This is a genomic window from Agromyces sp. SYSU T00194, from assembly GCF_040496035.1.
Classification (GTDB): domain Bacteria; phylum Actinomycetota; class Actinomycetes; order Actinomycetales; family Microbacteriaceae; genus Agromyces; species Agromyces chitinivorans.
Genome location: NZ_JBEPJZ010000001.1, coordinates 2,580,438 through 2,603,740, shown reverse-complemented (window position 1 = coordinate 2,603,740; position 23,303 = coordinate 2,580,438). Strand labels below are relative to the sequence as shown.

24 protein-coding genes are annotated in these 23,303 nt (G+C 73.3%); 7 read left to right on the top strand and 17 right to left on the bottom strand.

Annotated elements, in window-relative coordinates; genetic code table 11:
* Positions 1–6 precede the first annotated feature (6 nt).
* From ABZK10_RS12245 to ABZK10_RS12235, 3 genes are all read right to left on the bottom strand, one after another.
* Positions 7–999, bottom strand: a complete 993-nt coding sequence (locus ABZK10_RS12245; protein WP_353809479.1) for an EamA family transporter — start codon at positions 997–999, stop codon at positions 7–9.
* 99 nt (positions 1,000–1,098) lie between these two features.
* On the bottom strand, positions 1,099–1,368 hold the full coding sequence (gene rpsO / locus ABZK10_RS12240) for a 30S ribosomal protein S15 (protein ID WP_281881850.1): 270 nt from the start codon (positions 1,366–1,368) through the stop codon (positions 1,099–1,101).
* A 147-nt stretch (positions 1,369–1,515) separates the two neighbouring features.
* On the bottom strand, positions 1,516–2,532 hold the full coding sequence (locus ABZK10_RS12235) for an NADPH:quinone reductase (protein WP_353809667.1): 1,017 nt from the start codon (positions 2,530–2,532) through the stop codon (positions 1,516–1,518).
* A 213-nt stretch (positions 2,533–2,745) separates the two neighbouring features.
* On the opposite strand from ABZK10_RS12235, the gene ABZK10_RS12230 reads away from it, so the two are divergent.
* Positions 2,746–4,098 (top strand): HNH endonuclease signature motif containing protein, encoded by a 1,353-nt coding sequence (locus ABZK10_RS12230; protein WP_353809478.1) that lies wholly within the window; start codon positions 2,746–2,748, stop codon positions 4,096–4,098.
* Positions 4,099–4,139: 41 nt separating this feature from the next.
* Positions 4,140–5,255, top strand: coding sequence for a hypothetical protein (locus tag ABZK10_RS12225; RefSeq protein ID WP_353809477.1), 1,116 nt, complete (start codon positions 4,140–4,142; stop codon positions 5,253–5,255).
* 46 nt (positions 5,256–5,301) lie between these two features.
* On the opposite strand, the gene ABZK10_RS12220 is transcribed toward ABZK10_RS12225, so the two are convergent.
* Both ABZK10_RS12220 and ABZK10_RS12215 read right to left on the bottom strand, forming a co-directional pair.
* On the bottom strand, positions 5,302–5,715 hold the full coding sequence (locus ABZK10_RS12220) for an arsenate reductase ArsC (protein ID WP_353809476.1): 414 nt from the start codon (positions 5,713–5,715) through the stop codon (positions 5,302–5,304).
* Between the two features lie 43 nt (positions 5,716–5,758).
* Positions 5,759–6,658, bottom strand: a complete 900-nt coding sequence (locus tag ABZK10_RS12215) for a metalloregulator ArsR/SmtB family transcription factor (RefSeq protein WP_353809475.1) — start codon at positions 6,656–6,658, stop codon at positions 5,759–5,761.
* Positions 6,659–6,762: 104 nt separating this feature from the next.
* Here ABZK10_RS12215 and ABZK10_RS12210 point away from each other — a divergent pair, with 104 nt between their 5' ends.
* The gene (locus ABZK10_RS12210) at positions 6,763–7,110 is read left to right on the top strand and encodes a DUF488 domain-containing protein (RefSeq protein ID WP_353809474.1); all 348 of its coding nucleotides are present in this window, start codon (positions 6,763–6,765) and stop codon (positions 7,108–7,110) included.
* 11 nt (positions 7,111–7,121) lie between these two features.
* Here ABZK10_RS12210 and ABZK10_RS12205 read toward each other — a convergent pair whose 3' ends face one another.
* Complete coding sequence (locus ABZK10_RS12205; protein ID WP_353809473.1) at positions 7,122–7,964, bottom strand: CPBP family glutamic-type intramembrane protease; 843 nt, start codon at positions 7,962–7,964, stop codon at positions 7,122–7,124.
* An 89-nt stretch (positions 7,965–8,053) separates the two neighbouring features.
* Between ABZK10_RS12205 and ABZK10_RS12200 the strand changes: the two genes are divergently transcribed.
* Positions 8,054–9,169: a M4 family metallopeptidase gene (locus tag ABZK10_RS12200; protein ID WP_353809472.1), complete on the top strand. Its 1,116-nt coding sequence runs from the start codon at positions 8,054–8,056 to the stop codon at positions 9,167–9,169.
* A gap of 13 nt (positions 9,170–9,182) precedes the next feature.
* On the opposite strand, the gene ABZK10_RS12195 is transcribed toward ABZK10_RS12200, so the two are convergent.
* Genes ABZK10_RS12195 through ABZK10_RS12180 form a run of 4 tightly spaced genes read right to left on the bottom strand, consistent with a single transcriptional unit; the run spans position 9,183 to position 12,159 of the window.
* Complete coding sequence (locus tag ABZK10_RS12195; protein WP_353809471.1) at positions 9,183–9,974, bottom strand: anti-sigma factor; 792 nt, start codon at positions 9,972–9,974, stop codon at positions 9,183–9,185.
* The gene (locus ABZK10_RS12190; protein WP_353809470.1) at positions 9,958–10,593 is read right to left on the bottom strand and encodes an RNA polymerase sigma factor; all 636 of its coding nucleotides are present in this window, start codon (positions 10,591–10,593) and stop codon (positions 9,958–9,960) included. Before ABZK10_RS12190 ends, ABZK10_RS12195 begins: the two co-directional genes overlap by 17 nt.
* 19 nt (positions 10,594–10,612) lie before the next feature.
* A complete protein-coding gene (locus ABZK10_RS12185; protein ID WP_353809468.1) occupies positions 10,613–11,311 on the bottom strand; it encodes a class F sortase in 699 nt (232 codons plus the stop codon).
* A gap of 5 nt (positions 11,312–11,316) precedes the next feature.
* Complete coding sequence (locus ABZK10_RS12180; RefSeq protein ID WP_353809467.1) at positions 11,317–12,159, bottom strand: DUF4397 domain-containing protein; 843 nt, start codon at positions 12,157–12,159, stop codon at positions 11,317–11,319.
* Positions 12,160–12,277: 118 nt separating this feature from the next.
* On the opposite strand from ABZK10_RS12180, the gene ABZK10_RS12175 reads away from it, so the two are divergent.
* Complete coding sequence (locus tag ABZK10_RS12175; RefSeq protein WP_353809465.1) at positions 12,278–12,553, top strand: protealysin inhibitor emfourin; 276 nt, start codon at positions 12,278–12,280, stop codon at positions 12,551–12,553.
* 52 nt (positions 12,554–12,605) lie between these two features.
* Here ABZK10_RS12175 and ABZK10_RS12170 read toward each other — a convergent pair whose 3' ends face one another.
* From ABZK10_RS12170 to ABZK10_RS12145, 6 genes are all read right to left on the bottom strand, one after another.
* Positions 12,606–12,977 carry an FKBP-type peptidyl-prolyl cis-trans isomerase gene (locus ABZK10_RS12170; RefSeq protein WP_353809464.1) on the bottom strand — a complete coding sequence of 124 codons (372 nt, stop codon included), beginning with the start codon at positions 12,975–12,977 and terminating at the stop codon, positions 12,606–12,608.
* Positions 12,978–13,211: 234 nt separating this feature from the next.
* Positions 13,212–13,613: a DUF779 domain-containing protein gene (locus ABZK10_RS12165; RefSeq protein WP_353809463.1), complete on the bottom strand. Its 402-nt coding sequence runs from the start codon at positions 13,611–13,613 to the stop codon at positions 13,212–13,214.
* A 4-nt stretch (positions 13,614–13,617) separates the two neighbouring features.
* Complete coding sequence (gene exaC / locus ABZK10_RS12160; RefSeq protein WP_353809462.1) at positions 13,618–15,141, bottom strand: acetaldehyde dehydrogenase ExaC; 1,524 nt, start codon at positions 15,139–15,141, stop codon at positions 13,618–13,620.
* Between the two features lie 112 nt (positions 15,142–15,253).
* Positions 15,254–16,549, bottom strand: coding sequence for a GAF domain-containing protein (locus ABZK10_RS12155; protein ID WP_353809461.1), 1,296 nt, complete (start codon positions 16,547–16,549; stop codon positions 15,254–15,256).
* 58 nt (positions 16,550–16,607) lie between these two features.
* On the bottom strand, positions 16,608–17,756 hold the full coding sequence (locus ABZK10_RS12150) for a PrsW family intramembrane metalloprotease (protein WP_353809460.1): 1,149 nt from the start codon (positions 17,754–17,756) through the stop codon (positions 16,608–16,610).
* Positions 17,753–19,153: an FAD-binding oxidoreductase gene (locus ABZK10_RS12145; protein ID WP_353809459.1), complete on the bottom strand. Its 1,401-nt coding sequence runs from the start codon at positions 19,151–19,153 to the stop codon at positions 17,753–17,755. Before ABZK10_RS12145 ends, ABZK10_RS12150 begins: the two co-directional genes overlap by 4 nt.
* 93 nt (positions 19,154–19,246) lie before the next feature.
* Here ABZK10_RS12145 and ABZK10_RS12140 point away from each other — a divergent pair, with 93 nt between their 5' ends.
* Together ABZK10_RS12140 and ABZK10_RS12135 are read left to right on the top strand one after the other, a co-directional pair.
* A complete protein-coding gene (locus ABZK10_RS12140; protein WP_353809458.1) occupies positions 19,247–20,815 on the top strand; it encodes an AlkA N-terminal domain-containing protein in 1,569 nt (522 codons plus the stop codon).
* Positions 20,816–20,824: 9 nt separating this feature from the next.
* Positions 20,825–21,700 carry a fumarylacetoacetate hydrolase family protein gene (locus tag ABZK10_RS12135; RefSeq protein WP_353809457.1) on the top strand — a complete coding sequence of 292 codons (876 nt, stop codon included), beginning with the start codon at positions 20,825–20,827 and terminating at the stop codon, positions 21,698–21,700.
* A gap of 16 nt (positions 21,701–21,716) precedes the next feature.
* On the opposite strand, the gene ABZK10_RS12130 is transcribed toward ABZK10_RS12135, so the two are convergent.
* A complete protein-coding gene (locus tag ABZK10_RS12130; protein WP_353809456.1) occupies positions 21,717–23,171 on the bottom strand; it encodes an aspartate ammonia-lyase in 1,455 nt (484 codons plus the stop codon).
* Positions 23,172–23,303: the final 132 nt, after the last annotated feature.

Genomic DNA, 23,303 nt, shown 5'->3' with positions numbered 1-23,303 from the left:
TCGAGTCTAGGCGTCGTCGCGGCGCGTCTCCGCCTCCGCGTCGGCGGGCAGCGGCAGCGGCTCCACGCCCGGCACCTCGTCGAGCCCGCTGCGGTCGTCGCGCTCGAAGCGCACGAGCACGATGCCCGCGAGGATCAGGACCCCGCCCAGCATCTGGAGCGGCGTGATGACCTCGCCCAGCACGATCCACGCCACGATCGCGGCGAAGATCACCTCGGAGAGGCCGAGGAACGACGCCAGGCGGGTGCCGAGGAGGCGGATCGACGTGATGCCCGCCACGTACGCGAACGCCGTCGAGACGAGGCCGACCACGAGCACCGGCACGTACCACGGGGCGGTGCCGCCGAGGAAGACGACCCCGTCGACGAACGCGAACTCGAACGGCAGGATGCCGGTGAGGCCGATCAGCCCGAGCGCGAGCGCGCCGACCACGAAGCCGGATGCCGCGAGCGCGAGCGGCGGCACCGAGGCATCCGCCCGCTCGCCCAGCACGTAGTAGACGCACATGCCGAGCATGGCCAGGCCCGCGAGCAGCAGGCCGATCGCGTCGAGGTCGCCGCCTCCCGGGCCGATCACGAGCACGAGGCCGGCGATCGCCACGATCGAGCCGGCGATGACGACGCCCTGCGGTGGGCGGCGGAGGCGCACCCAGGCCAGCAGCACGAGCACGACCGGCGCGAGGTACTCGATCAGCAGGCCGAGGCTGACCGGGATGCGCTCGATCGCCGCGTAGAACGCCACCTGGGTGAGCACCACGCCGAGCAATGCGAACGCGAGCACCGTGCGCCAGGCGGCCAGCAGCGGGCGCAGGCTCCAGCCCATGGAGGCGAGGCCGGGGATCGCGAGTGCGACCGCCGCGACCGCGATGCGCGCGAAGACCGCCGCGCCGGGCGACCAGCCGGCCTCGAGGAGCGGCTTGACGACGGCACCGCCCCCGCCGAACGCGAGGCCGGCGGCGAGGCCGACCACGATGCCGGCGAGTCCGCGTGATGCGCGCACGGTGGTGCTCCTACTGCTCGTGATGGTTCCGGGGAGACGACGACGGCCCCCGCCCGTGGGCGGAGGCCGTCGTGAAGAAGTTCGCGGTGTCGCCGACGACTAGCGGCGCAGCCCGAGACGCCCGATGAGCGCACGGTAGCGGTCGATGTCGACGTCGGCGAGGTAGCCGAGCAGACGACGACGCTGACCGACCAGGAGGAGCAGGCCACGACGCGAGTGGTGGTCGTGCTTGTGCTCCTTCAGGTGCTCGGTGAGGTCCTTGATGCGGGTGCTGAGGATCGCGATCTGGACCTCGGGGGATCCAGTGTCACCGGGGTGGGTCGCGTACTCGTCGATGATCGCCTTCTTGGTCTCTGCATCCAGTGCCATAGAGGGATCCCCTTCCTACTCGTTGCGCGGTGCTCCGGGCCGGATGCCCGAGCGCTCTTTGTCCGCGGCCGTCATGACGGCAACCTGAAGAGTCTACCAGAGGCGGGGGCGTCCGGAGGAACGGCCGGGGTGCGGCCGCGGGCGGGGTCAGAGGTCGGCGACGCGGACGAGGACCTTGCCGACGGCGGCGTGCTCGACGGCGTCGTGGGCGGCGGCCGTCTGCGCGAGCGGATACTCGTGCAGCGGCAGGCCCGCCGCCTCGCCGACGGGGAGCGCGCCGTCGCGCACGGCGGCGGCGACGTCGTCGGCGGCGGCATCCAACGCGGACCGGCCGACGGTGTAGAGCAGGAGCCCCTGGACCCGGACGTTCTTCGCGAAGCTCGGGCGGATCGGCATCGTGAAGCCCGCACCGCCGTCGTCGGCGTAGTAGGCGACCGAGGCGTGGTTGGCGGCGATCTCGGCATCGAGCTCTGCATTCGCCGCGAGGGAGACCTCGACGACCTGGTCGACCCCGTCGGGGGCGATCTCGCGGATGCGCGACGCGACGTCCTCCGTCGTGTAGTCGATCACGTGGTCGGCGCCCGCGGCGGTCGCGAGCGCCGCCTTCAGGGGCGAGCTGACCGTGGCGATCACGAGCGCTCCGGCCCAGTGCCCGAGCTGGATGGCGGCGTGCCCCACGGCGCCGGCGCCACCCGCGACGAGCACGACCCGCCCCGTGAGCGCGCCGGGCGCGAGTCGCGTGGGACCGAACTCGTGCACCGTCAAGGCCCGGTGCGCCGTCATCGCGGGAACGCCGAGGCTCGCACCGAGTTCGAAGCTCGCGTCGTCGGGCAGGGGCACGACGCGTTCCGCCGGTACGACGGTGTACTCCTGGGCCGTGCCGGTCGGGCGCCCGTGCGCCGCCAGGTGCACCCACACGCGGTCCCCGACCGCGAGACCGGCGACATCGTCGCCGACGGCGTCCACCACGCCCGCGCCGTCCTGGTTCGGCACGACCTCGCCGGGCACGGTCGGGTTGCTCGCGCGCGCCTTCCAGTCGGTGGGGTTGACGCCCGAGACGGCGATGCGCACGCGCACCTCCCCAGCCGGGGGAACGGGCAGCGGCCGGTCGACGAGCGAGAGCACGGAGGAGTCACCGGGACGGGAGTAGACGATCGCCTGCATGTGCAGGTGGAACGGGAGAAGCGCGGCCTGCATTCCGGATCGGCGCTCCGACCGACCCGTCCTCGGGCGGATGCAACAGGGACCCGCGCGCATCACACCCGCCGGAAGCACCCAGTGGAGAGCCGATTTCGCCCGCACAAACCCTTGATCAGCGGTTGTTTCTCACGGTAGAATCGAACATACGTTCGAACCATCCTTCGAAGGGACGCACCCGTGGGGCCCGCCGCGATCACCGACCCACGCACGGCACTGTCTGCCGAGCTGGCGGCGATCGTCGAACTCGACCGGTCGATCCGCGCCGCGCAGGCCGAGCAGCTGCGGCGCATCGAGCGTGCGCGGCGCCTCGCCGCCGACGTCGAGGGCGTCGACGAGCTGAGCACGTTCACGCACCGGGAGTTCGCGACCCGTGCGTTCATCGCCGAGCTCGCCACCTCGCTCACCGTGCACGAGCGCACCGCAGGCCGCATGGTCGGCGACGCCGAACAGCTCACCGGCCGGTTCACCTCGACCCTGCACACCCTCTCCGACGGGTCGATGTGCCTCGGGCGCGTGCGCACCCTGCTCGAGTTCGCCAGCCAACTGCCCGCCGAGACCCAGCCCGAGTTCGAACGCGAGGCCCTCGAACATGGTGCCGGCGACACACCGTCGGCGTTCCGGCGTCGCGCCCGGAAGCTGCGCGAACGCCTGCACCCCGTCGAGGCGATCGAACGGCACGAGGTCGCGCGCGCCGAGCGCAGCGTCGGGCTCGACCCCGCACCCGACGGCATGGCCTGGCTCAGCATCCACCTCGAGGCCGAGCGCGGCAGAGCGATCATGTCCCGGCTCGACGCGTTCGCCGACGTGGCGGGGTCCGACGACGAGGCAGGCGACCCGCGCACGCCCATGCAGCGCCGCACCGACGCCGCGGCCGACCTCCTCCTCGGCGGCTGGCTCCACGACGCGCCCGCCGGGTCGCCGCTCGCGCCGCCGACCTCGCCGCTGGGCGCGGTCACGCCGAAGGTCTACGTGACGGTGCCGGTCATGACCCTGCTCGGCGTGAGCGACGAACCCGCAGAACTCGACGGCTATGGCCCGATCGACGCCGACACCGCGCGCCGACTGGCCGCGCACGCCCCGTCCTTCCAGCGCATCCTCACCCACCCCGAGACGGGCGCCTACCTCTCCTACGGCCGCACCACCTACCGCGTACCCGCGGACCTCACCGGCTACCTGCGCGTGCGCGACGGCAGCTGCCGCTTCCCCGGCTGCTCACGTCGCGCCGAACGCTGCGACCTCGACCACACCGTCGACTGGGCCCACGGCGGCCACACCCGCCACGACAACGTCGCGCACCTGTGCCGAACGCATCATCGCCTCAAGCACCGCACCGCCTGGCGGGTCACGCAGGACGCCGGCGGCGAGTTGCACTGGGTCTCACCCGCGGGCCGCGAGTACCTGACCGGCCCCGAGTCGCCGTTCCGCGAGAAGCCGCCGCCCGGGGCATCCGAGCCCGGCGCCGCTGACGGCGACGGCGACGAGCCGGAGCCGCCATGGGCGGCTGGAAGGCCGGCCGACCCTGCCGCGTAGGGGTCTCGCATCGTATCGCAGCGTCTCGCTACGATCGACCCGTGAGGGAGCCCGACGTCCGCCCGCTGCGCGAACCCGTGAGCACCGAGGCCATGCAGGACGCCCACGCGTACGCACCGACGCCGACGCTCGGTGAGACGCTGCGCCGGTCGGGGGCCTCGCGCATCATCCCGCTCGCGATCTTCGGACTGCTCGCGGTCTTCGTGCTCGGCCCGTTCGCCGTCGGACTCGCCGACGCCCCGGTCGGCGCGCGCGTGCTGGGCGTCGTCGTCGCGCTGCTCGCGGCGGCCCTCATCGCCGTCGGCTGGCTCTCGTGGCTGCAGCTGCAGCAGCGTCGGCGCGAACGGTACGCACGGCTCGCGTCGTTCGCCCGCGCGAACGGGTTCGACTACGAGCCGCGAATTCCCGGGCGGCGGCACGACGGCGTCATCTTCCAGGTCGGGACGGCCGGGCGCGACGAGGACGTGTTCCGGTTGCTGCCCGACGAGCCCGACCGGCGCGAGGTCGAGGTCGGCACGCGCGTGTACGAGGTGAGGTCCTCGTCCCGCAGGAAGGATGCGACCGAATACCGCTGGGGCTACCTCGCCGTGCGCCTCGACCGCCGCCTCCCCCATCTGCTGCTCGACGCCACCCGCAACGACGGCGCGTTCGGGGTCTCGAACCTGCCGATCGGGTTCGCGACGAATCAGCGTCTCTCGCTCGAGGGCGACTTCGACCGCCACTTCGCGCTCTACTGCCCCCGCGAGTACGAGACCGACGCGCTCTACCTGTTCACGCCCGACGTCATGGCGCTGCTCATCGACGAGGCGTCGGCCTACGACGTCGAGGTCGTCGACGACTGGCTGTACGTCTACTCCGCGAAACCGTTCGACCTGCTCGGGCCGGAGACCTGGCGACGGCTGCACCGCATCCGGTCGGTCGTCGGTGAACGCCTCGCCGGCAGGTCGAGCAGGTACGCCGACGATCGGGCCGCCCCCGTGTATGCGGCGGCACCCGAGGCATCCGCACTCACCTCGCGCCTCGCCCACGATCGGGTCGCTTCCGGGGGCGCCCGCCTGCGCCGTCGGCGCACGCTGACCACGTCGACCGTGGGCATCGCCGCCGGCGCGGTCGGCCTGTACTGGCTGTTCGGCTGGTTCGGACGACTCTGGGGCTGACCGGTTCGCCGGTTCACCCCGATGAGGCGACCCAGCCCGGCGCGGCTCAGCCCTGCGCGGCCGGCACCAGCTCGGCGAGCAGCACCTCGATGCGGCGGCGGATCTCGTCGCGGATCGGGCGGACGGCCTCGATGCCCTGGCCCGCCGGGTCGTCGAGCTCCCAGTCCTCGTAGCGCTTGCCCGGGAAGATCGGGCACGCATCGCCGCAGCCCATCGTGATGACGACGTCCGACTCCTTCACGGCGTCGACCGTGAGCACCTTCGGGGTGTTTCCCGCGATGTCGATGCCCTCCTCGGCCATCGCCTCGACCGCGACCGGGTTGATCGCATCCTTCGGAGCCGAACCGGCCGACAACACCTCGACGCGGTCGCCGCCGAGGGCGCGGAGGTACCCCGCGGCCATCTGGGAGCGACCCGCGTTGTGCACGCAGACGAACAGGACGGTGGGCGTGTCGGCCATGGGGGCTCGCTTTCTCTCGACACGAGAAAGCATAGACCGTGATCTATGCGATGAGAAGTTCAGCCAGGAGCGCCCGCACCCGCGACTCGATGTCGTCGCGGATCGCGCGCACCTCGTCGAGGGGCCGGCCGGCGGGGTCGTCCAGCTCCCAGTCGAGGTATCGCCGCCCCGGGAACACGGGGCACGCGTCGCCGCAGCCCATGGTGATCACGACATCGGCCGCCCGCACGGCCTCGTCGGTGAGCGGCTTCGGGAACTCGCCGCCGAGCGGCACGCCGATCTCGTCGAGCGCCGCGACCACGGTGCCGCGCACCTCGCCCGCCGGGGCGGACCCGGCCGTGCGCACCGTCACGCGGTCGCCCGCGAGTTGGTGGAGGATCGCCGCGGCGATCTGGGAACGCCCGGCGTTCTGCACGCACACGAAGAGCACCTCGGGCGTGGTCGCCTCGGCTCCCTGCTCGCGACCGAGCGCCTCGAGCCGCTCGGCCGCGAAGGCCGCGGTGCGGGAGGAGAGGCGTGCGGCCGGACCGCTGGCGGCGAGCAGGCGATGGCTGTCGGCGACGTAGTGGGCGACGGTCTCCCGGCTGAACGTGCCGCGGTAGCGCTCGGCGAGGTCGCGCGAGATGCGGTCGAGGTCGGCCGGTGACGCGGGCCGTGCCGCTGCACCGAGCACGGCGTCGACCTGATCGCGCCGATCGGGATCGATCGAGTACCAGGCGCGCCGCCCGTCGGGCTCCCGCACCACGACACGCTCCGCGAGCAGGGCGCGCATGTGGTGGCTCACGGTCGGCTGCGAGACGCCGAGCGCGTCGGCGAGGCGGCCGACGAGCGCACGACCGCCGTCGGCGTCGCGGATGAGCCGCACGATGCGCACGCGGCTCGGGTCGGCGAGCACCGTGAGCGATCCGTCCGACTCAGGGGCATCCGCCGACCTGCCATTCATAGACGCCAGTCTATCGAGTGGGACGCCGATGCACGGAGGACACGAATCGGCGGCGATCGTGGGGAAATCGCACCGAAACGCTTCAACAGGAGGATGATCGAGGTATGGACGTCAGACTGAAGCGGGTCTACGACGATCCCGAACCCGACGACGGGGTGCGCATCCTCGTCGACCGACTCTGGCCGCGCGGCATGACCCAGGAACGGGCCGTGCTGGACTCGTGGTCCAAGGACGTCGCGCCCTCCCCCGCGCTGCGGGCGGAGTGGCATGCGCACCTCGAACGCTGGGACGAGTTCGCCGACCAGTACCGAACCGAGCTCGCGACCAACGTGGCCGCCGAGCACCTGCGCAGCTACGTGCGCACGCACCCCCACGTGACGCTGCTCTACGGAGCGAAGGACCGCGAGCACAACCACGCGGTCGTGCTGGCCGAGTACCTCACCGCCGCCTGAGCGACCCGCCGCTACGGGGCGAGCAGGAAGATCGGCGGCACGCCGAGGTGCGCGTACACGATCACGAGGAACACCACGAGGTCGAACAACAGGTGCACCGTGATCACGTACGTGAGCGACTTGGTGAGCCGGAAGGTCCACCCCTGCAGCAGCGCGAACGGGATCGTCAGCAGCGGACCCCACGACTGGTAGCCGAGCTCCCACAGGAACGACACGAACACGATCGCCTGCAGGCCGTTCGCCAGCCAGTCGGGGAAGTGCCGGCGCAGCAGCGCGAAGCACGTGACGATGAAGAACAGCTCGTCCCAGATGCCGACCGCGTTGACGCCGACGAACAGGCGCGCGATCTCGTCGGGTTCGGTGACCGTCGGCCAGTTCGCGTAGACGCCCGAGGTGATGAAGTAGAACGGCAGGATCAGCCAGCCGAGCAGCACCACGAGGCCCAGGTACGACCACTGCACGGGCGTCCAGCGGTGGCCGGTACGCCACGGGAAGCGGATGACGCGGTCGCCGAACACGTACCGCGAGATCACGTACGGCACCGCCACCGCGAGCGCGAGCACCGTGCCCATGAGCGCCATGTTCGGGTAGCTGATGTCGGCCTCGAGCGAGATCGTCGAGATGATCACCTGGCCGAGGGCGATGAGGCCGAGGTCGCGCAGCAGCGCGTGCTCCCCGGTGACGCGCTCGACGAGCCACGCCGCGGCGAGGCCCACGGCGAGCATCGCGTAGCCCGCCCAGACGACCTGCACGCCGAACAGCAGCACGGCCGCGCCGCAGACCACCACGGCGGGCAGGAGCGCCCACGAGCGGGCGGTGCGCGTCGCGGGCGGGGCGGCGGGAGCGGCGGTCACCGATTCAGGATCGCACATCGGATGCCCCGGCGCCGACGCCCCGGCGCGTGCGCGAGGGAGCCGTCGGCGGCCCGTGCGAGCATCGATCCATGACGACACGGATGCCTCGAGCCGACCCCCGCACCCAGCCCCTCGAGCGCCGCTCCTGGATCGTCCCCCCGTACCTCCTTGCCCGCATCGCCGTGCAGCCCCAGCTCGAGCACGCGGCGATGGCCGCGCGCCGCACGCTCGACCGGGACGCCCCGTTCCGCGAGTTCCGCTGCAGCGACGAGCGCCCGCCGAACGCGCCGCACCCGGGCGTGCTCACCGACGTGCATCCGGCCGACCACCCGGCCGGCACGCCGTTCCGCCGCATCTCCGACGCCGGCGGCGTCGAGGTGCTCCCCGGGCGCCTCGTGCGCGCCGAGGGCGATCCCGACACGGGCGACGAGGCCGTGACCGAGGCGTACGAGGGCCTCGGCGACATGTTCGGCTTCCTGTTCGAGGCGTACGGACGCGACTCGATCGACGGGGCGGGCCTGCCGCTCGATGCCACGGTGCACTACGGCCGGCAGTACGACAACGCGTTCTGGGACGGCGAGCGCATGGTCTTCGGCGACGGCGACGGCGAGGTCTTCCAGGGCTTCACGAACTCGCTGTCGGTCATCGGGCACGAGCTCGCCCACGGGGTCACCGAGCGCACCGCGAACCTGCGCTACCAGGGCCAGTCGGGCGCGCTCAACGAGCACGTCTCCGACGTGTTCGGCGCGCTGCTCGAGCAGTACGTGCGCCGGCAGGACGCGCACGAGGCGAGCTGGCTGATCGGCGAGGGCCTGTTCACCGACCAGGTGGAGGGCGTCGCGATCCGCTCGATGATCGCGCCCGGCACCGCGTACGACGACGACGTGCTGGGCCGCGACCCGCAGCCGGCGCACCTGCGCGACTACATCGAGACCACCGAGGACAACGGCGGGGTGCACCTGAACTCGGGCATCCCGAACCGCGCGTTCGTCGTCGCCGCGCTGCGGCTCGGCGGGCCCGCCTGGGAGCGCGCCGGACGTATCTGGTACGACACCCTCACGGGCGACCTCATCGACCGCGACACCGACTTCGCCGGATTCGCCGCGGCGACGATCGACACGGCCCGCGCCCGCTACGGCGACACCTCCGCGGAGGCGCTCGCGGTCGCCGAGGGGTGGGCCGAGGTCGGCGTCATCGCCGCCTGACGCCCTCGGCGCCTCAGGCGCCGCGCAGGTCGCCCCGCACGATCGAGTCGCCCGAGTGGGCGGGGTCGCCGTCGTCGGGCTCGGCCGAGACGTCGACCAGCGGGTACTCGCCCAGGTCGATGCCGGCCGGCACCGTGAACCGCCCGCTCGCGCCGTCGAGCAGCCCGATGCTCACGAGCCCCGACGCGTCGCCCCGGATCAGCCACACCTCGAGCAGGTCGTCGGGGTCATCGACGCCGGAGAGGTTCACCACGACCTCCCGGGTGCCGTCGGGCAGCTCCTCGACGACCGCGACGCCGCTCGCACCCGGCCAGCCGGGGAAGCCCTCGAGGTCGGCCTCGGCGAGCACCGACACGTCGGGTTCGCGCGAGTTCCACCAGACCCCGCCCGCGATGCCCGCGACGAGGCCGAGCACGGCCGCCGCGGCCAGCAGGGGCGCCCAGAACCGGGCGCCGCGCGCGCGGCGACGAGCCGCGAGGTCCACCGGGGCGGGCGTCGCGGCCGGCGGTTCCGCCGGGGCGGGCTCAGGCGCTGCGGCGTCACCCTGCTGCGAGGCATCCGTCGGCACGGCCCGCACCGAGTCGGAGAGGCCGAGCTCGGCGTGGATGCCCGCCCACACGGACGCCGGCGGCGCCTCGAGCGGCGCACCCGCCGCCTCGCGCGCGAGGTCGGATGCCGCGCGCAGCGCGTCCAGCTCGCCGGTGCAGCGCAGGCACTCGTCGAGGTGCGCCCGCTCGTCGGGCGTCGGCTCGCGGTCGCCGAGGGCGATCACGGCGAGCTCGTCGTCGTCACAGTGCGGCATCATCCACCTCCAATCGTGCGCGCATGCGGGTGAGACTTCGTCGGACGTGGCTCTTCACGGTGCCGAGCGGCATGCCCGTCCGTTCGGCGATCTGCCCGTGGGTGAGCCCCTCCCAGTAGGCCAGGTGCATGATCCGCCGCGGCTCGGGCGGCAGCTGCTGCAGCTCGTCGGCCACGAGCACGCGCTCCTCCAACCGCGGGTCGACCGTCTCGGTGACCGAGAGCTCGCCGGCCGCGGCCTCGGCCAGGCGCCGCTCGCGCGACCTGGCCTCGTGCATGTCGGCGACCGCGTAGCGGGTGATGCCCGTCAGCCACGCCGACAGGGAGCGCTCGGGATCGAACCGCTCGCGCGAGCGCCACGCCTTCACGAAGACCTGCTGGGTCACGTCCTCGGCGTCCTGGCTGTTGCCGAGCGAGCGCACGGCGATCGTGAACACGAGTCTCGACCACCTCCCGTAGGCCGCGGCGACGGCCCACTCCTCGCCGTCGCGGAAGGCCTCGGCGAGCCGCCGGTCGTCCTGTGCGGGGTCGTCCACGTGCTTCCGCTGCCTCCTCGCGGTCGTCGTGCGATGCGACACGAACGGGTGCGGCGCACCGGGCGCCGTCGCCTGGATCGTGTCCACCAGCATAGTGATCGCCGCCTCATCCGATCGGCTCCGCCCACACCACGACCGAGTCGAGGTACGTGCGTCGCTCCCAGTCGAACTCGCCGCCGCAGGTGATGATCGCGAGCCGCTTCGCGCCCTCCCGGTCGAACACCGCGTCCCAGTCGACGGATCCCTTGCGGGACGTCTCCCGGGCGACGATCGCGTAGCGCTCGGCGGAGCCGTCGGCTGCGGTCAGCGCGATCTCCGTGCCGGCCGGCGCGTCCGCGAACGCCGCGAACGGGCCGAGCCCGTACTCGAGCGAGTCCACGTGCGCGGCGACCACGACCGCGCCCGCATCGTCGCCGATGCCGGGCCCGTATCGGTACCATCCCGCCACGGCGGGATCGCGCGGCAGCTCCATGACGTCGCCGTCGGTCACCCCGACCGGGACGACCTCGACGTCCACCCCGATGCCGCCTGCCTGCAGGCGGACCGGCGCCTCGGTCGGATCGCCCGGCAGCTCGTCGAGCGACGCGCTGCGGACCTCGACCTCGGCGGCGGGTCGGGCGGCGGGTTCGACGGATGCCGCGGAGGGCGCGGGCACGGACGCGTCGATGACCTGCACCGGCGCCGGCCCCGCGGCATCCGTCGAGCCTGCCGCGCCCGCGAGCACCAGGCCCGCGGCGAGCAGCGCCGCGAGGGCGGCCCCCGCGCAGCACGCTGCTGCGACGGAGACCTCCCTCGTCCGGACCATGGCGCTCAGCGCCTGCTCCGGATCGGGCTGCGACGGTCGGCCACGCCGATCGCCACGGCCGCACCCAGCAGCAGCACGGCGGCGGAGGCACCGAGCCACCACACCGCTGCGTCGACGGGCGCGTTCGTCGCGGCGAGCCCCGCCTCGCCCGCGGGCACGTCGCCCGGGGTGGAGTGGAGTCCGCCGACGGTCTGCACGGCGAGGGCGAGGTTCTCGTCCTCGAGGCTGCCCCAGGCGTAGGCGATCGTGAGCTCGCCCTCGGCGACGGTCACGTCGGCCGGCCCGAGCACGGGGTCGGTCGTGCCGGCTGCGGCGACCGATGCGGAGATCGTGCCGGCCGGCAGGTCGAGCGAGGCCTCATCGGGGTTCGCGAGGTCGGTGATCACCGCGTCGCCGCCTGCGAGCACGTCGACGGCGGGTGCCGCCGCGATGTGCCGCACCGTGAGCCGGCCCTCGCCGGCCGCGGACGAGGACGTGTCGTCGGTGAACAGCGTCGCGGTGGGCGCACCGTCGGCGTCGAGGTGGGCCGCCGCGGTGTAGTCCATGCCGCCCTCGAGCGTGAGGTCGACCGGGCCGATCGCCGCGTCCTCCGAGTCGGCCGCGTTGATCTGCACGGTGTACGTGCCGCCGGCGAGCTCGAGCGGTCCAGCGAGGTCGCCGGGCTCGAAGTCCTCGAGCGTGAGCTCGTCGTTCACGTACACGTCGACCGTCAGCGCGGGCACGCCGTGCAGCACGCTCAGCATCGCGGTCTCGTGCTCGTCGGCGGAAGCGGGTGCGATCGCGGCGAGCGCGACCACCGCTCCCGCGGCGATGCCGGCTGCGGCGCCGGCGACTGTTCTGGTGCGCATGGGTTCCTCCTCATCTGGCCCCGGCAGGGGCGGAGAACTGCTGTCACCCATGTCTTCCGGTCGAGGGGGGCGATCGGATGCACCGGGCCGATCGGATGCACCGGGGTACGATCGCGTCATGGACGTCACCGTGTCGCGCAGCGGCGGGTTCGCGGGGCTGTCCGTGCGCTGGCGGGTGCACGTGGACGACCAGCCCGACGCCGACGCCTGGCACGTGCTGATCGCGTCGATCCCGTGGGACGACGCGCCGCAGCCGCCCGCCCAGCCCGACCGGTTCACCTACCGCATCGAGTGCCGCCCGCACGAGGCGCAGCTGGCCGAGCGCCAGCTCGACGGCCCGTGGCGCGAGCTGGTCGACCGCGTGCAGGAGCGCGGCGAGCGCGAGCGCGCCTGAGACGACGAACGGCCCGACGCATCGCGTCGGGCCGTTCGGGTGCTGCTGCGGCTCAGCTGACGCCGAGCAGGTCGATCACGAAGATGAGCGTCTTGCCCGAGAGCTGGTGGCCGCCGCCGGCGGGGCCGTAGGCCTGGTGCGGCGGCACGGTGAGCTTGCGGCGCCCGCCGACCTTCATGCCGGGGATGCCCTCCTGCCAGCCGGCGATGAGCGCGGCGAGCGGGAAGTTGATGGACTGCCCGCGGCTCCACGAGGAGTCGAACTCGGCACCGGAGTCGTACTCGACGCCGAGGTAGTGCACGTCGACGGTCGAGCCCGGCTGGGCCTCGGCGCCGTCGCCGACGACGATGTCCTCGATCACGAGTTCGACGGGCGCGGGGCCCTCCGGTGCGTCGACCTCGGGCTTGCTGTTGGTGTCTGTCATGGGTTCCATCCAATCGGATGCACCCGCCTCCGGCAACGCGGGTGAGGGACGCGTGTCCCTCTTCTGCTTGCGCGGGCATCGATGCGGATGCATCCTGAAACCCACGAACTCGTCGCCCGAGCAGCGTTGTCGGCAGTGCCACACCACCGGGCGACGAGTTTCATGCGTGGGCCGTTCCCCCGGCTTCGCGCAGGCAGGCGTCTCGTCGCCCGGTGGAGCTCTTGGTCCTCCCGGTCAGTCGCCCATCAGGCGCGACCGGATGAGGAAGCGGACCCCCTCCGGCGCCTCGAGCGAGAAGCCGCTGCCCCGGCCCGGCACCACGTCGACCGTGAGGTACGTGTGCCGCCAGAGGGCGAACTGCTCGGCGGACATCCAGAAGGGCACGGAGCGGTCCTCGTCCAGTGCGAGGTCGCCGAGGAGCATGTCGGCCGCGCTGGTGGCGAACTCCCCCGCCGGGTAGCACATGGGCGAGCTCCCGTCGCAGCATCCGCCCGACTGGTGGAACATCAGCGGGCCGTGGGCCGACCACAGCCGGTCGATGAGCGCGGCCGCCGCGGGCGTGAGCTCCACCCGCGGCGACGCGTCACCCTCGACCGTGATCGACCCCACGATGGTGCGGAGCGATTCGAGCGACATCGGCCTAGAAGAACCCGAGCGGGCTCTCGTTGTAGCTGACCAGCAGGTTCTTGGTCTGCTGGTAGTGGTCGAGCGCCTGCACGTTGTTCTCGCGGCCGATGCCCGACGACTTGTAGCCGCCGAACGCCGCCCCCGCCGGGTACGCGTGGTAGTTGTTCACCCACACGCGGCCGGCCTGGATGTCGCGGCCGGCCCGGTACGCCTCGTTGCCGTTGCGCGACCAGACGCCCGCGCCCAGGCCGTACAGGGTGTCGTTCGCGATCGAGATGGCGTCGTCGTAGTCGGTGAAGCTCGTGACCGCGACGACCGGGCCGAAGATCTCCTCCTGGAACAGCCGCATGCGGTTCTGCCCCTCGAAGATCGTCGGGGCGACGTAGTAGCCGTCGGTGAGGTCGCCGCCGAGGTCGACCCGCTCGCCGCCGAGCAGCAGCTTCGCGCCCTCCTGCTGGCCGATGTCGATGTAGCTCAGGATCTTCTCGAGCTGGTCGTTCGACGCCTGCGCGCCGACCTGCGTCTCGGTGTCGAGCGGGTTGCCCTGCTTGGCCTGCTTCGTGCGCTCGATCGCGTCGTTCAGGAAGGAGTCGTAGATCGACTTCTGGATGAGCGATCGGCTCGGGCAGGTGCACACCTCCCCCTGGTTGAACGCGAACAGGCTGAAGCCCTCGAGCGCCTTCGAGTAGAAGTCGTCGTCGCGGTCGGCGACCGACTCGAACACGATGTTCGGGCTCTTGCCGCCCAGCTCGACCGTGGTGGGGATGATGTTGTTCGCCGCGTACTGCAGGATGAGCCGGCCCGTGGTCGTCTCGCCGGTGAAGGCGATCTTGCGGATGCGGCTGGAGGACGCGAGCGGCTTGCCCGCCTCGACCCCGAAGCCGTTGACGACGTTCACGACGCCTGCCGGGAGCACGTCCGCGATGAGGCCCATCAGCACGAGGATCGAGCTGGGCGTCTGCTCGGCCGGCTTCAGCACGACGCAGTTGCCCGCGGCGAGCGCCGGGGCGAGCTTCCAGACCGCCATCAGCAGCGGGAAGTTCCACGGGATGATCTGGCCGACCACGCCGAGCGGCTCGTGGAAGTGGTACGCGACCGTGTCGTTGTCGAGCTGGGTGAAGCTGCCCTCCTGCGCCCGGATCAGGGCCGCGTAGTACCGGAAGTGGTCGCTCGCGAGCGGGAGGTCGGCGTTCAGCGGCTCGCGGATGGACTTGCCGTTGTCCCATGTCTCGGCGACGGCGAGCAGCTCGCGGTTGGCGTCGATGATGTCGGCGATGCGGTTCAGCACCGCCGCCCGCTCGGCCGCGCTCGTGCGGCCCCACGTGGCCGCCGCCCCGTGGGCGGCGTCGAGGGCGAGCTCGATGTCCTCGGCCGTGCCGCGCGCGACCTCGGTGAACGGCTTGCCGTTGACGGGCGAGATGTTCTCGAAGTAGCCGCCCTTGACCGGCTTGACCCATTCCCCGCCGATGAAGTGCTCGTACCGGGGTGCGAAATCGATGAGTGCGCCCTGGGTGCCGGGCGCTGCGTAGACCGTCATCGGTCCTCCTGTTTCCTGACTCCGTTGTCGGCGTGCCCGTGACGGGCACGTGTCGACACGGTAGGTCGAGGAAGGTTGCAGCGACGTTGCAGCGGGGTTGCAGCGGGCGTGCTCAGGCGAGTTCGCGCTGGATCGCCTCGATGCGGGCGACGACGCGCGCCCGCTTCGGCGAGCGCGACGGCAGCAGGCGCAGGCACGCCTGCTGCACCTCGAGGTCGTCGCGGGCGGCCTCGGTGTCGGCGTAGCGCACGAGGTGCTCCACGGCGGCGTCGGCGAGCATCGCCTCGCGCAGGCGCGACGCGACCTCGGCGCGGATGCGCGCGACGCCCGGCGCGGTCGACTCCGGCAGCACGGGACCGGCCGCGTGCTCCAGCGCCCGCAGGTGCGCACCGCGGTCGAGCAGGTCGAGCACCTCGCGCGCGTCGGTCGCGATCGGCTCGGCGAGGCGGTACGGACGGGAGGCGGGCACGGGCACGCCCGCGCCCTCGAGCACGCGGCGCAGGCGCACGAGCTCGGCGCGGAGCGTCACCGACGAGGCATCCGTCTCGTAGAGGAGGCCCGCCAGGCGCTCGGCCGTGAGGCCCTCGGGGTGCCACGCGAGCAGCAGCAGGATCTCGGCGTGGCGGAGGCTGAGGCGCAGCCCGCCCAGCCGCGGCGGATCGCCGCCCTGCACGTGCAGCGCGCGGTCGGGCGCGGCTCGCCGCATGCGCGACCGGCGGATGGTGGCCTGCACGTCGGTCTGCAGCCGCTGGATGCGCAGCTCGGACTCGACCGCGGCGACGGTCGCGGAGACGAGGGCGAGCGTGTGCGGCGCGACCGCCTGGTCGTCCCCGGTGATGTCGATGACCCCGAGGATCGCACCCGAGACGGGGTCGTGCACCGGTGCCGCGGTGCAGCTCCACGGGTGCACGATCGAGTGGAAGTGCTCCGCGCCGCGGATCTGCACCGCCCGGTCGAGCGCGAGCGAGGTGCCCGGGGCGCTCGTGCCGATGCGCTCCTCCGACCAGTCGGCGCCCGGGACGAAGCGCATGTCCTCGGCCCGGCGCCGCAGGGTGCGGTCGCCCTCGACCCAGAGCAGGCGGCCGCGCGCGTCGCCCACCGCGACCAGCAGGCCGTTCTCGTCGGCGTCGTCGGCGAGCAGCCTCCGGATCACCGGCAGCGCGCCGGTCAGCTCGTGCTGCGCGCGGTACTCGCGGAACTCGTCGTCGCCGAGGACGATGCCGGGGAGCGAGCGCTCGGGGTCGACGGCGTGCGACAGTGCGCGACGCCAGGCGTCGTGCACCAGGGGGCGCAGGGAGAGCCCGGGGCCGGGATCGTCGCCCGCAGCCACGCGCTCGCGCGCGGCGAGCAGCGCGTCGCGCCACGCGATCGGCGCCTCGGTGCGCATCGCGTCGTCGGCTGCGGGCATCCGTGGGCTCCGATCGACGTCGTCCGGGTGGGCCCAGCATACGCCGGGCACGGATACGTCAGGCGAGCAGCGATGCGCGCGCGGCGACGATCGAGGCGAGCAGCGCCTGCTCGTCGGCGGCGGCCCGCCCGCCGTCGCGCCCGCCGAATGCGGCGCGACCCGAGGCGATGCGCTCCCGGGTGAACGCGAGGTGGGTGGTGTCGCGGATGAGCGCGTCCATCGTGCGCCGCGCGACGGCACCGCGCGCCGAGGCGTTCGCCCGCGCACGCCGACGCCCCTCCGGCGTGGTGAACATCTCGAGCTCGCCGGCGCTGAACCAGCCGACGGCGGCGTACTCCGCCAGGCGTCGGCGCAGGACGCGGCGCTCGAGGCGGCGCAGCCACACCGTGATGCCGATCGCGAGCACGAACAGCGGCACCTGCACGAGCAGGTAGTACCCGAAGAAGTCGTCGACGACGAACAGGGCGCCGTTCCAGAGCGCGTGGAGGCCGATCGCGGGCACCAGGCCGACGAGCGCGCCGAGCAGCGCGCTGCGGCCCCGGGCGACGAAGGTCCCGATCGCGATGCCCGTGCACGCGGTGAACATGACATGCGCGAACGGCGACATCACGCCGCGCACGAAGAAGACCGAACCGAGCCCGTCGGGCCCCGACTCGAGCAGCGCGACGCCGAAGTACAACGCGTTCTCCGTGAACGCGAAGCCCGCCGCGATGGTCGCCGCGTAGACGAGGCCGTCGACGGGGCCGTCGAGGTGCGCGCGCGCGACCGCGGCGAGCACGAGCAGCCCCGCGGCCTTCGCGAGCTCCTCGACGATCGGGGCCTGCACGACCGCGCCGAGGAACTCGTCGTCGATGCCGCCGAGCACGACGAGCGCGAGGTCGACGAGCAGCGCGAGCGCGACCGACACGGTCGCGCCCCACAGGAACGCGAACCACAGCGCGCCGCGGGGCTCGGGCTCCCAGCGGTCGATCCAGCGCACCGCCCAGAGCACGGCCGCCAGCGGCACGAGCGCGAGCACGGCGCCCGCGGCGGCGGCGCCCGTGCCGAGCGCCTGGACGAAGTAGGCGGCCACGGCGAGGCCGACGAGCGACGCCAGCACGATGCCGACCGCGGCGAGGCCGGCGCCGCGCGACCGCGAGGTGCGCGGCGAGGTCGGCCGCAGGTGCGGCTGCGGGCCGACGGGCCCGTTCGGCGCGTGGCCGCTCACGCGACCGGCTCGAACATCGCGGCCGGGTTCAGGATGCCCGCCGGGTCGAACGCGGCCTTGATGCGGCGCTGCAGGTCGTGCTGCCCGTCGCCGAGCTCGTCGCGCAGCCAGCGGCGCTTCAGCACGCCGACCCCGTGCTCGCCGGTCAGGGTCCCGCCCAGCCGGACCGCGGTGCGGAACAGCTCGTCCGCGGCCGCCCAGACCCGCTCGGGCACCTCGTCGCCGGAGTAGACGAAGTTCGGATGCAGGTTGCCGTCGCCCGCGTGCGCGACGGTGGGGATCTCCAGGTCGTACGCGGCGCCGATCCGCGCGATCTCGCGGAACATCGCGGGCAGCTGCGAACGCGGCACCGCGACGTCCTCGATCAGCACCTCGCCGGTCGCGGCGAGCGCCGCGTGGAACGAGCGGCGGACGGCCAGGAGGCGCTCCCCCTCGGCCGCATCCGCCGCGAGCTCGACCGTGCCGCCCGCGCTCGCGAGCGCCGCGGCGACCTCCGCCGCCTCCGCCGGCGCGGCCGGGCCGTCGCACTGGGCGATGAGGAACGCCGCATCGTCGGGCGCGACACCCGCGGCGAGGGGCGTGCCGTCCAGCGCGGCCGGCCCCAGGTGCGAGCGGATGCGGCCGAGCCCCGCGGGTTCGAGCAGCTCCAGCATCGCGGGGCGGAGGTGCGCGCGCACGACCGCCGCCGCACCCTCCGCGGCGGACTCGACGTCGGCGTAGGCGGCGGCGATCGTCACCGGCTCGTGCCGCGGCGCGGGTCGCAGCCGCAGGGTGGCCTCGACGATGACGCCGAGCGTGCCCTCGGAGCCGGTGAGCAGGGCCGTGAGGTCGTATCCGGTGACGCCCTTGACGGTGCGGTGCCCGGTGCGCAGCAGCGAGCCGTCGGCGAGCACCACGACGAGGCCGAGCACGGCCTCGCGGGTGACCCCGTACTTCGCGCAGAGCAGCCCGCCCGCGCCGGTCGCGATGTTCCCGCCGATGGTCGAGATCGCCTTGCTGGCCGGGTCGGGCGAGTACCAGAGGCCGTGCGGCGCGAGCGCCCGGTTCAGGTCGTCGTTGATCACGCCCGGCTCGACGACCGCCAGCTCGTCCTCGACGTCGATCTCGAGCACCCGGTCCATGCGCGTGGTGTCGAGCACGATCTGCCCGCTCCGGCCGTTCGCGCCGCCCGCGAGGCCCGAGCCGGCACCACGGGCGACGACGGGCGTGCCGGTCGCCGAGGCGATGCGCAGCACGGCCTGCACGTCGGCGACGGATGCGGCGTGCACGATCGCGTCCGGCGGGCTGTCGGTGCGCCAGCCCGACGCGTCGCCCCGGGCGGCCTCGCGCGCGGCGGGCTCGGTCGAGACCGCGTCCCCGAGGACGCGGCGCAGTTCGTCGATGACGTCGGATGCCATGCGATCACCCTACGGCTGCGGCGCCGGCGGGCGTCGCGCGGCGATGTCCGATTCCCGCTACCGAATCGCCCCGAGGGGTGCGAGGCTGGACGCATGCAGGCCGTCGATCGCATCCACGACCCGGAGTTCCGGGAGCGCTACCTGGCCATGAGCTCGCGCGACGCGCGCTTCGACGGGCAGTTCATCACCGGCGTGCACTCGACCGGCATCTACTGCCGGCCGAGCTGCCCCGCGACCACGCCCAAGCCCGAGCACGTGCGCTTCTACCTCACCGCGGCGGCCGCCCACGAGGCGGGCCTGCGCGCCTGCAAGCGCTGCCTGCCCGACGCCGTGCCCGGCTCGCCGCGCTGGGACCTCCACGACGACCTCGCCGCGCGGGCCATGCGCCTCATCGGCGACGGCGTCGTCGAGCGCGAGGGCGTGCCCGGGCTCGCCGGGCGACTCGGCTACACCCCGCGCCACCTCGGCCGCATCCTCACCGCCGAGCTCGGCGCCGGCCCCCTCGCGCTCGCCCGCGCGCACCGGGCGCAGACCGCGCGGGCGCTCCTCGTCGGCAGCGACCTGCCCGTCGCCGACGTCGCGTTCGCCGCGGGGTTCGGCAGCGTGCGCCAGTGCAACGACACGGTGCGCGCCGTCTACGAGCGCACGCCGAGTGAACTGCGCGCGCTCGCCCGGCGGCGACGCGGCGCGCCCGAGCACGGCGACGCCGGCCAGATCGTGCTCCGCCTGCCCGCTCGCGCGCCCTTCGACGCGGCCGGGGTGCTCGACTGGCTCGCGGCCCGCGCCGTCGCCGGCATGGAGACGCCGGCCGACGGCGCCTTCACGCGGGCGCTGCGGCTGCCCGGCGGGCCGTCGCTCGTGCGCCTCGAGGCGGACCCGCACGAGCCGGGGGTGCGGGTCACCGCCAGGCTCGCCTCGCTCGCCGACCTGCCGCCCCTGGTGGCCCGCGTGCGGCGCCTGTTCGACCTCGACGCCGACGTCGACGCGATCTCGACCGCGCTGGCCGGCGATCCCGCGCTCGCGGGGGCCGTCGCGGCCGAGCCCGGCATGCGGGTGCCCGGATGCCTCGACGCGCACGAACTGCTGTTCCGGGCGATGCTCGGCCAACAGGTCTCCGTCGCGTCGGCGCGCACCGCGCTCACCCGCCTCGTCGACGCGCTCGGCGATCGGGTCGACCTGGACGGCGCGCAGTGGCGGCTGTTCCCGAGCGCCGCGACCATCGCCGAGCGGGGCGCCGAGGTGCTGCGCGGGCCCGCCGCGCGCGTCGCGTCGATCGTCGGCACCGCCGCCGCGCTCGCCTCCGGCGACCTCCGCGTCGACGTCGACGTGCCGCGCCACGAGCTCCGGGAGGCGCTGCTCGCCATGCCCGGCATCGGCCCGTGGACGGCCGGGTACGTGGCCATGCGCGTCACCGGCGACCCCGACGTGCTGCTCACGGGCGACTCCGCGCTCCGGAGCGGCGCCGCACGACTCGGGCTCCCCGCCGATGCCCGGGCGCTGGCCGGGCGAGGCGCGGACTGGGCCCCGTGGCGGAGCTACGCGTCGATGCACCTCTGGCGCGCCGCCGCCGGCGCACCCGGGGGAACAGCCGTGGGATCCGTGGCAGGAACTGCAGGATCTGTTGTACCCGCACGACAAGTCCGCCCCACCCGGTCTCGATAGCCTGAGGGGGTGAGATTCGCACACCTCAGGGTCGACGGCCAGCGCACCCCCCGGCTCGCGGTGGTGCACGGCGACCGCGCGCTCTTCCTCGACGAGGTGGTCGACGATCCGCCGCGCGACCTCCAGGACCTCATCGAACGCGGCCCCGAGGGCCTCGCGCACGTCCGCGGCCTCGCCGACGCCGCCATCGCCGCCGACGCCCCCACGCACGCCGTCGCCCACCTGCGGCACGCCTCCGCCGTGCTGCGCCCCCCGCACATCCTCGCCATCGGCGCGAACTACGCCGCCCACGCCTCCGAGCTGAAGCTGCGCTCCGAGACCGCGATGACCGTCTTCTCGCTGTGGCCGAACTCGCTCGCCGCGCACGGCGGCACCACGACCTGGCCCGACGAGCTCTCGAACGAGGTCGACTACGAGGCCGAACTCGGCGTGATCATCGGCCGGCCCGCCCGCGGCGTGCGCGTGCAGGACGCGCTCGACTACGTGTGGGGCTACACGGTCGTCAACGACATCACGGCCCGGAACATCCAGTTCTCCGAGGCCCAGTGGTCGCGCTGCAAGTCGTTCGACGGGTTCACCCCCACCGGACCGGTCGTCGTCACCGCCGACGAGATCCCCGACCCGCAGGACGTCTGGCTCACCACCAACGTCGACGGGCACATCCTGCAGGACGCGTCGTCCGACGAGATGGTGCGCTCCGTCGCGGAGATCATCTCGTACCTGTCGCGCTCGGCGACCATCCCTCCGGGCACGCTCATCTCGACCGGCAGCCCCGGCGGCGCCGGCTACTCGCGCAAGCCCCCCGTGTTCCTGCACGACGGCTCGACCGTGACGGTCTCGATCGACGCCATCGGGGCGCTCACGACGCACTGCCGCGTGGTCTGAGCGCCCCGCACCGGCGTCAGTCGGAGGGCTCGGCCTGGAGCTGCACGACCGGGATGGCGCTGGTGATCGGCTCCATGCCCGACAGCCGGTCGGGCGAGAGCTGGTGCGTCACGGCCTCGCGGGTCATCAGCCCCGCCTCGACCACCAGGTCGGCCACCGGCCGGCCCGTGCGCAGGGCCTCCTTGGCGAGCTCGGCGGCCTGCCCGTAGCCGATGAACGGGATCAGCGCCGTGATCACGCCGACGCTCGAGGCGACCATCTCGCCGAGGCGCTCGGTGTTCGCGGTGATGCCGTCCACGCAGTTGACCCGCAGCGTCCAGCAGGCCTGGCGCATCCAGGTGATCGACTGCAGCAGCGAGTGCGCGATGACCGGCTCGAACGCGTTCAGCTGGAGCTGGCCGGCCTCGGCCGCCATCGTCACGGTCACGTCGGTGCCCGCGACCTGGAAGGCGACCTGGCTGACCGCCTCCGGGATCACCGGGTTGACCTTGCCGGGCATGATCGACGAGCCCGCCTGCTTCGGCGGCAGGTTGATCTCGCCGAGGCCGGTCTGGGGGCCAGACGAGAGCAGCCGCAGGTCGTTGCAGATCTTCGAGAGCTTGATCGCGCTGCGCTTCAGCGAGCCGGAGAACGACATGAACACGCCCGTGTCGCTCGTCGACTCGATCAGGTCGGGTGCGGTCTCCAGGCCCAGGCCGGTGATCTCGTTGAGGTGCCGCACCGCCGCCGCCGCATAGCCCGGGTCGGCCGTGATGCCGGTGCCGATCGCGGTCGCGCCGAGGTTGATCTCGGCGAGCAGCCAGCGGGTCTCCTCGAGCCGCGCGCGGTCCTCGCCGAGCGTCGTGGCGTAGCCGTGGAACTCCTGCCCGAGCGTCATCGGCACGGCGTCCTGCAGCTGCGTGCGGCCCACCTTGAGCACCTCGCGGAACTCCATGGCCTTGCGGTGGAACGACCGGCGCAGCTCCTCCAGCTCGTCGAGCAGCGTGCGCAGCGAGAGCGACAGCGCGATCTTCAGCGCGGTCGGGTACGTGTCGTTGGTCGACTGGCTGCGGTTGACGTCGTCGATGGGGTGGATGACGTCGTAGCGGCCCTTCTCGAAGCCGGCGAGTTCGAGGGCGACGTTCGCGATGACCTCGTTCGCGTTCATGTTGGTCGAGGTGCCGGCGCCGCCCTGGATCACGCCGACGACGAACTCGTCGTGGAACTCGCCGTCGATGATCCGCTGGCAGGCGGCGTCGATGCGGCCGGCCGTCTCGGCGCGCAGCGCACCGACCTCGAGGTTGGCGCGCGCGGCGGCCTGCTTGACCGAGGCGAGCGCGACGATCAGCTCGGGATACACCGAGATGGGACGCTTGGAGATCGGGAAGTTGTCCAGCGCGCGACGCGTGTGCACGCCCCAGTAGGCGTCGGCCGGGACCTCCACCTGGCCGAGCGAATCCGACTCGACGCGCATCGGCCCGAGCTCGCTCATTCGCCCCTCCCCTCGTCGTCGCAGTGCATGAGGGGTCGCAGGTTCATGGGATCTCCATCGCCATCGGTGGTGGTGCGCCGGTGGGTCGCCGGCATGCCCTCCGAGCCTACCGTCGCGGGCCGCCCCGCGACA

Bases quoted from the DNA above. Each gene is read 5' to 3' on its own strand.
- ABZK10_RS12180 (WP_353809467.1), bottom strand. From the start codon at position 12,159: ATGCGCACCAGAACAGTCGCCGGCGCCGCAGCCGGCATCGCCGCGGGA.
- ABZK10_RS12175 (WP_353809465.1), top strand. From the start codon at position 12,278: ATGGACGTCACCGTGTCGCGCAGCGGCGGGTTCGCGGGGCTGTCCGTG.
- ABZK10_RS12200 (WP_353809472.1), top strand. From the start codon at position 8,054: ATGACGACACGGATGCCTCGAGCCGACCCCCGCACCCAGCCCCTCGAG.
- ABZK10_RS12235 (WP_353809667.1), bottom strand. From the start codon at position 2,532: ATGCAGGCGATCGTCTACTCCCGTCCCGGTGACTCCTCCGTGCTCTCG.
- ABZK10_RS12145 (WP_353809459.1), bottom strand. From the start codon at position 19,153: ATGGCATCCGACGTCATCGACGAACTGCGCCGCGTCCTCGGGGACGCG.
- ABZK10_RS12170 (WP_353809464.1), bottom strand. From the start codon at position 12,977: ATGACAGACACCAACAGCAAGCCCGAGGTCGACGCACCGGAGGGCCCC.
- ABZK10_RS12215 (WP_353809475.1), bottom strand. From the start codon at position 6,658: ATGAATGGCAGGTCGGCGGATGCCCCTGAGTCGGACGGATCGCTCACG.
- ABZK10_RS12165 (WP_353809463.1), bottom strand. From the start codon at position 13,613: ATGTCGCTCGAATCGCTCCGCACCATCGTGGGGTCGATCACGGTCGAG.
- ABZK10_RS12130 (WP_353809456.1), bottom strand. From the start codon at position 23,171: ATGAGCGAGCTCGGGCCGATGCGCGTCGAGTCGGATTCGCTCGGCCAG.
- ABZK10_RS12155 (WP_353809461.1), bottom strand. From the start codon at position 16,549: ATGCCCGCAGCCGACGACGCGATGCGCACCGAGGCGCCGATCGCGTGG.
- rpsO (WP_281881850.1), bottom strand. From the start codon at position 1,368: ATGGCACTGGATGCAGAGACCAAGAAGGCGATCATCGACGAGTACGCG.
- ABZK10_RS12220 (WP_353809476.1), bottom strand. From the start codon at position 5,715: ATGGCCGACACGCCCACCGTCCTGTTCGTCTGCGTGCACAACGCGGGT.
- ABZK10_RS12185 (WP_353809468.1), bottom strand. From the start codon at position 11,311: ATGGTCCGGACGAGGGAGGTCTCCGTCGCAGCAGCGTGCTGCGCGGGG.
- ABZK10_RS12140 (WP_353809458.1), top strand. From the start codon at position 19,247: ATGCAGGCCGTCGATCGCATCCACGACCCGGAGTTCCGGGAGCGCTAC.
- exaC (WP_353809462.1), bottom strand. From the start codon at position 15,141: ATGACGGTCTACGCAGCGCCCGGCACCCAGGGCGCACTCATCGATTTC.
- ABZK10_RS12210 (WP_353809474.1), top strand. From the start codon at position 6,763: ATGGACGTCAGACTGAAGCGGGTCTACGACGATCCCGAACCCGACGAC.
- ABZK10_RS12195 (WP_353809471.1), bottom strand. From the start codon at position 9,974: ATGATGCCGCACTGTGACGACGACGAGCTCGCCGTGATCGCCCTCGGC.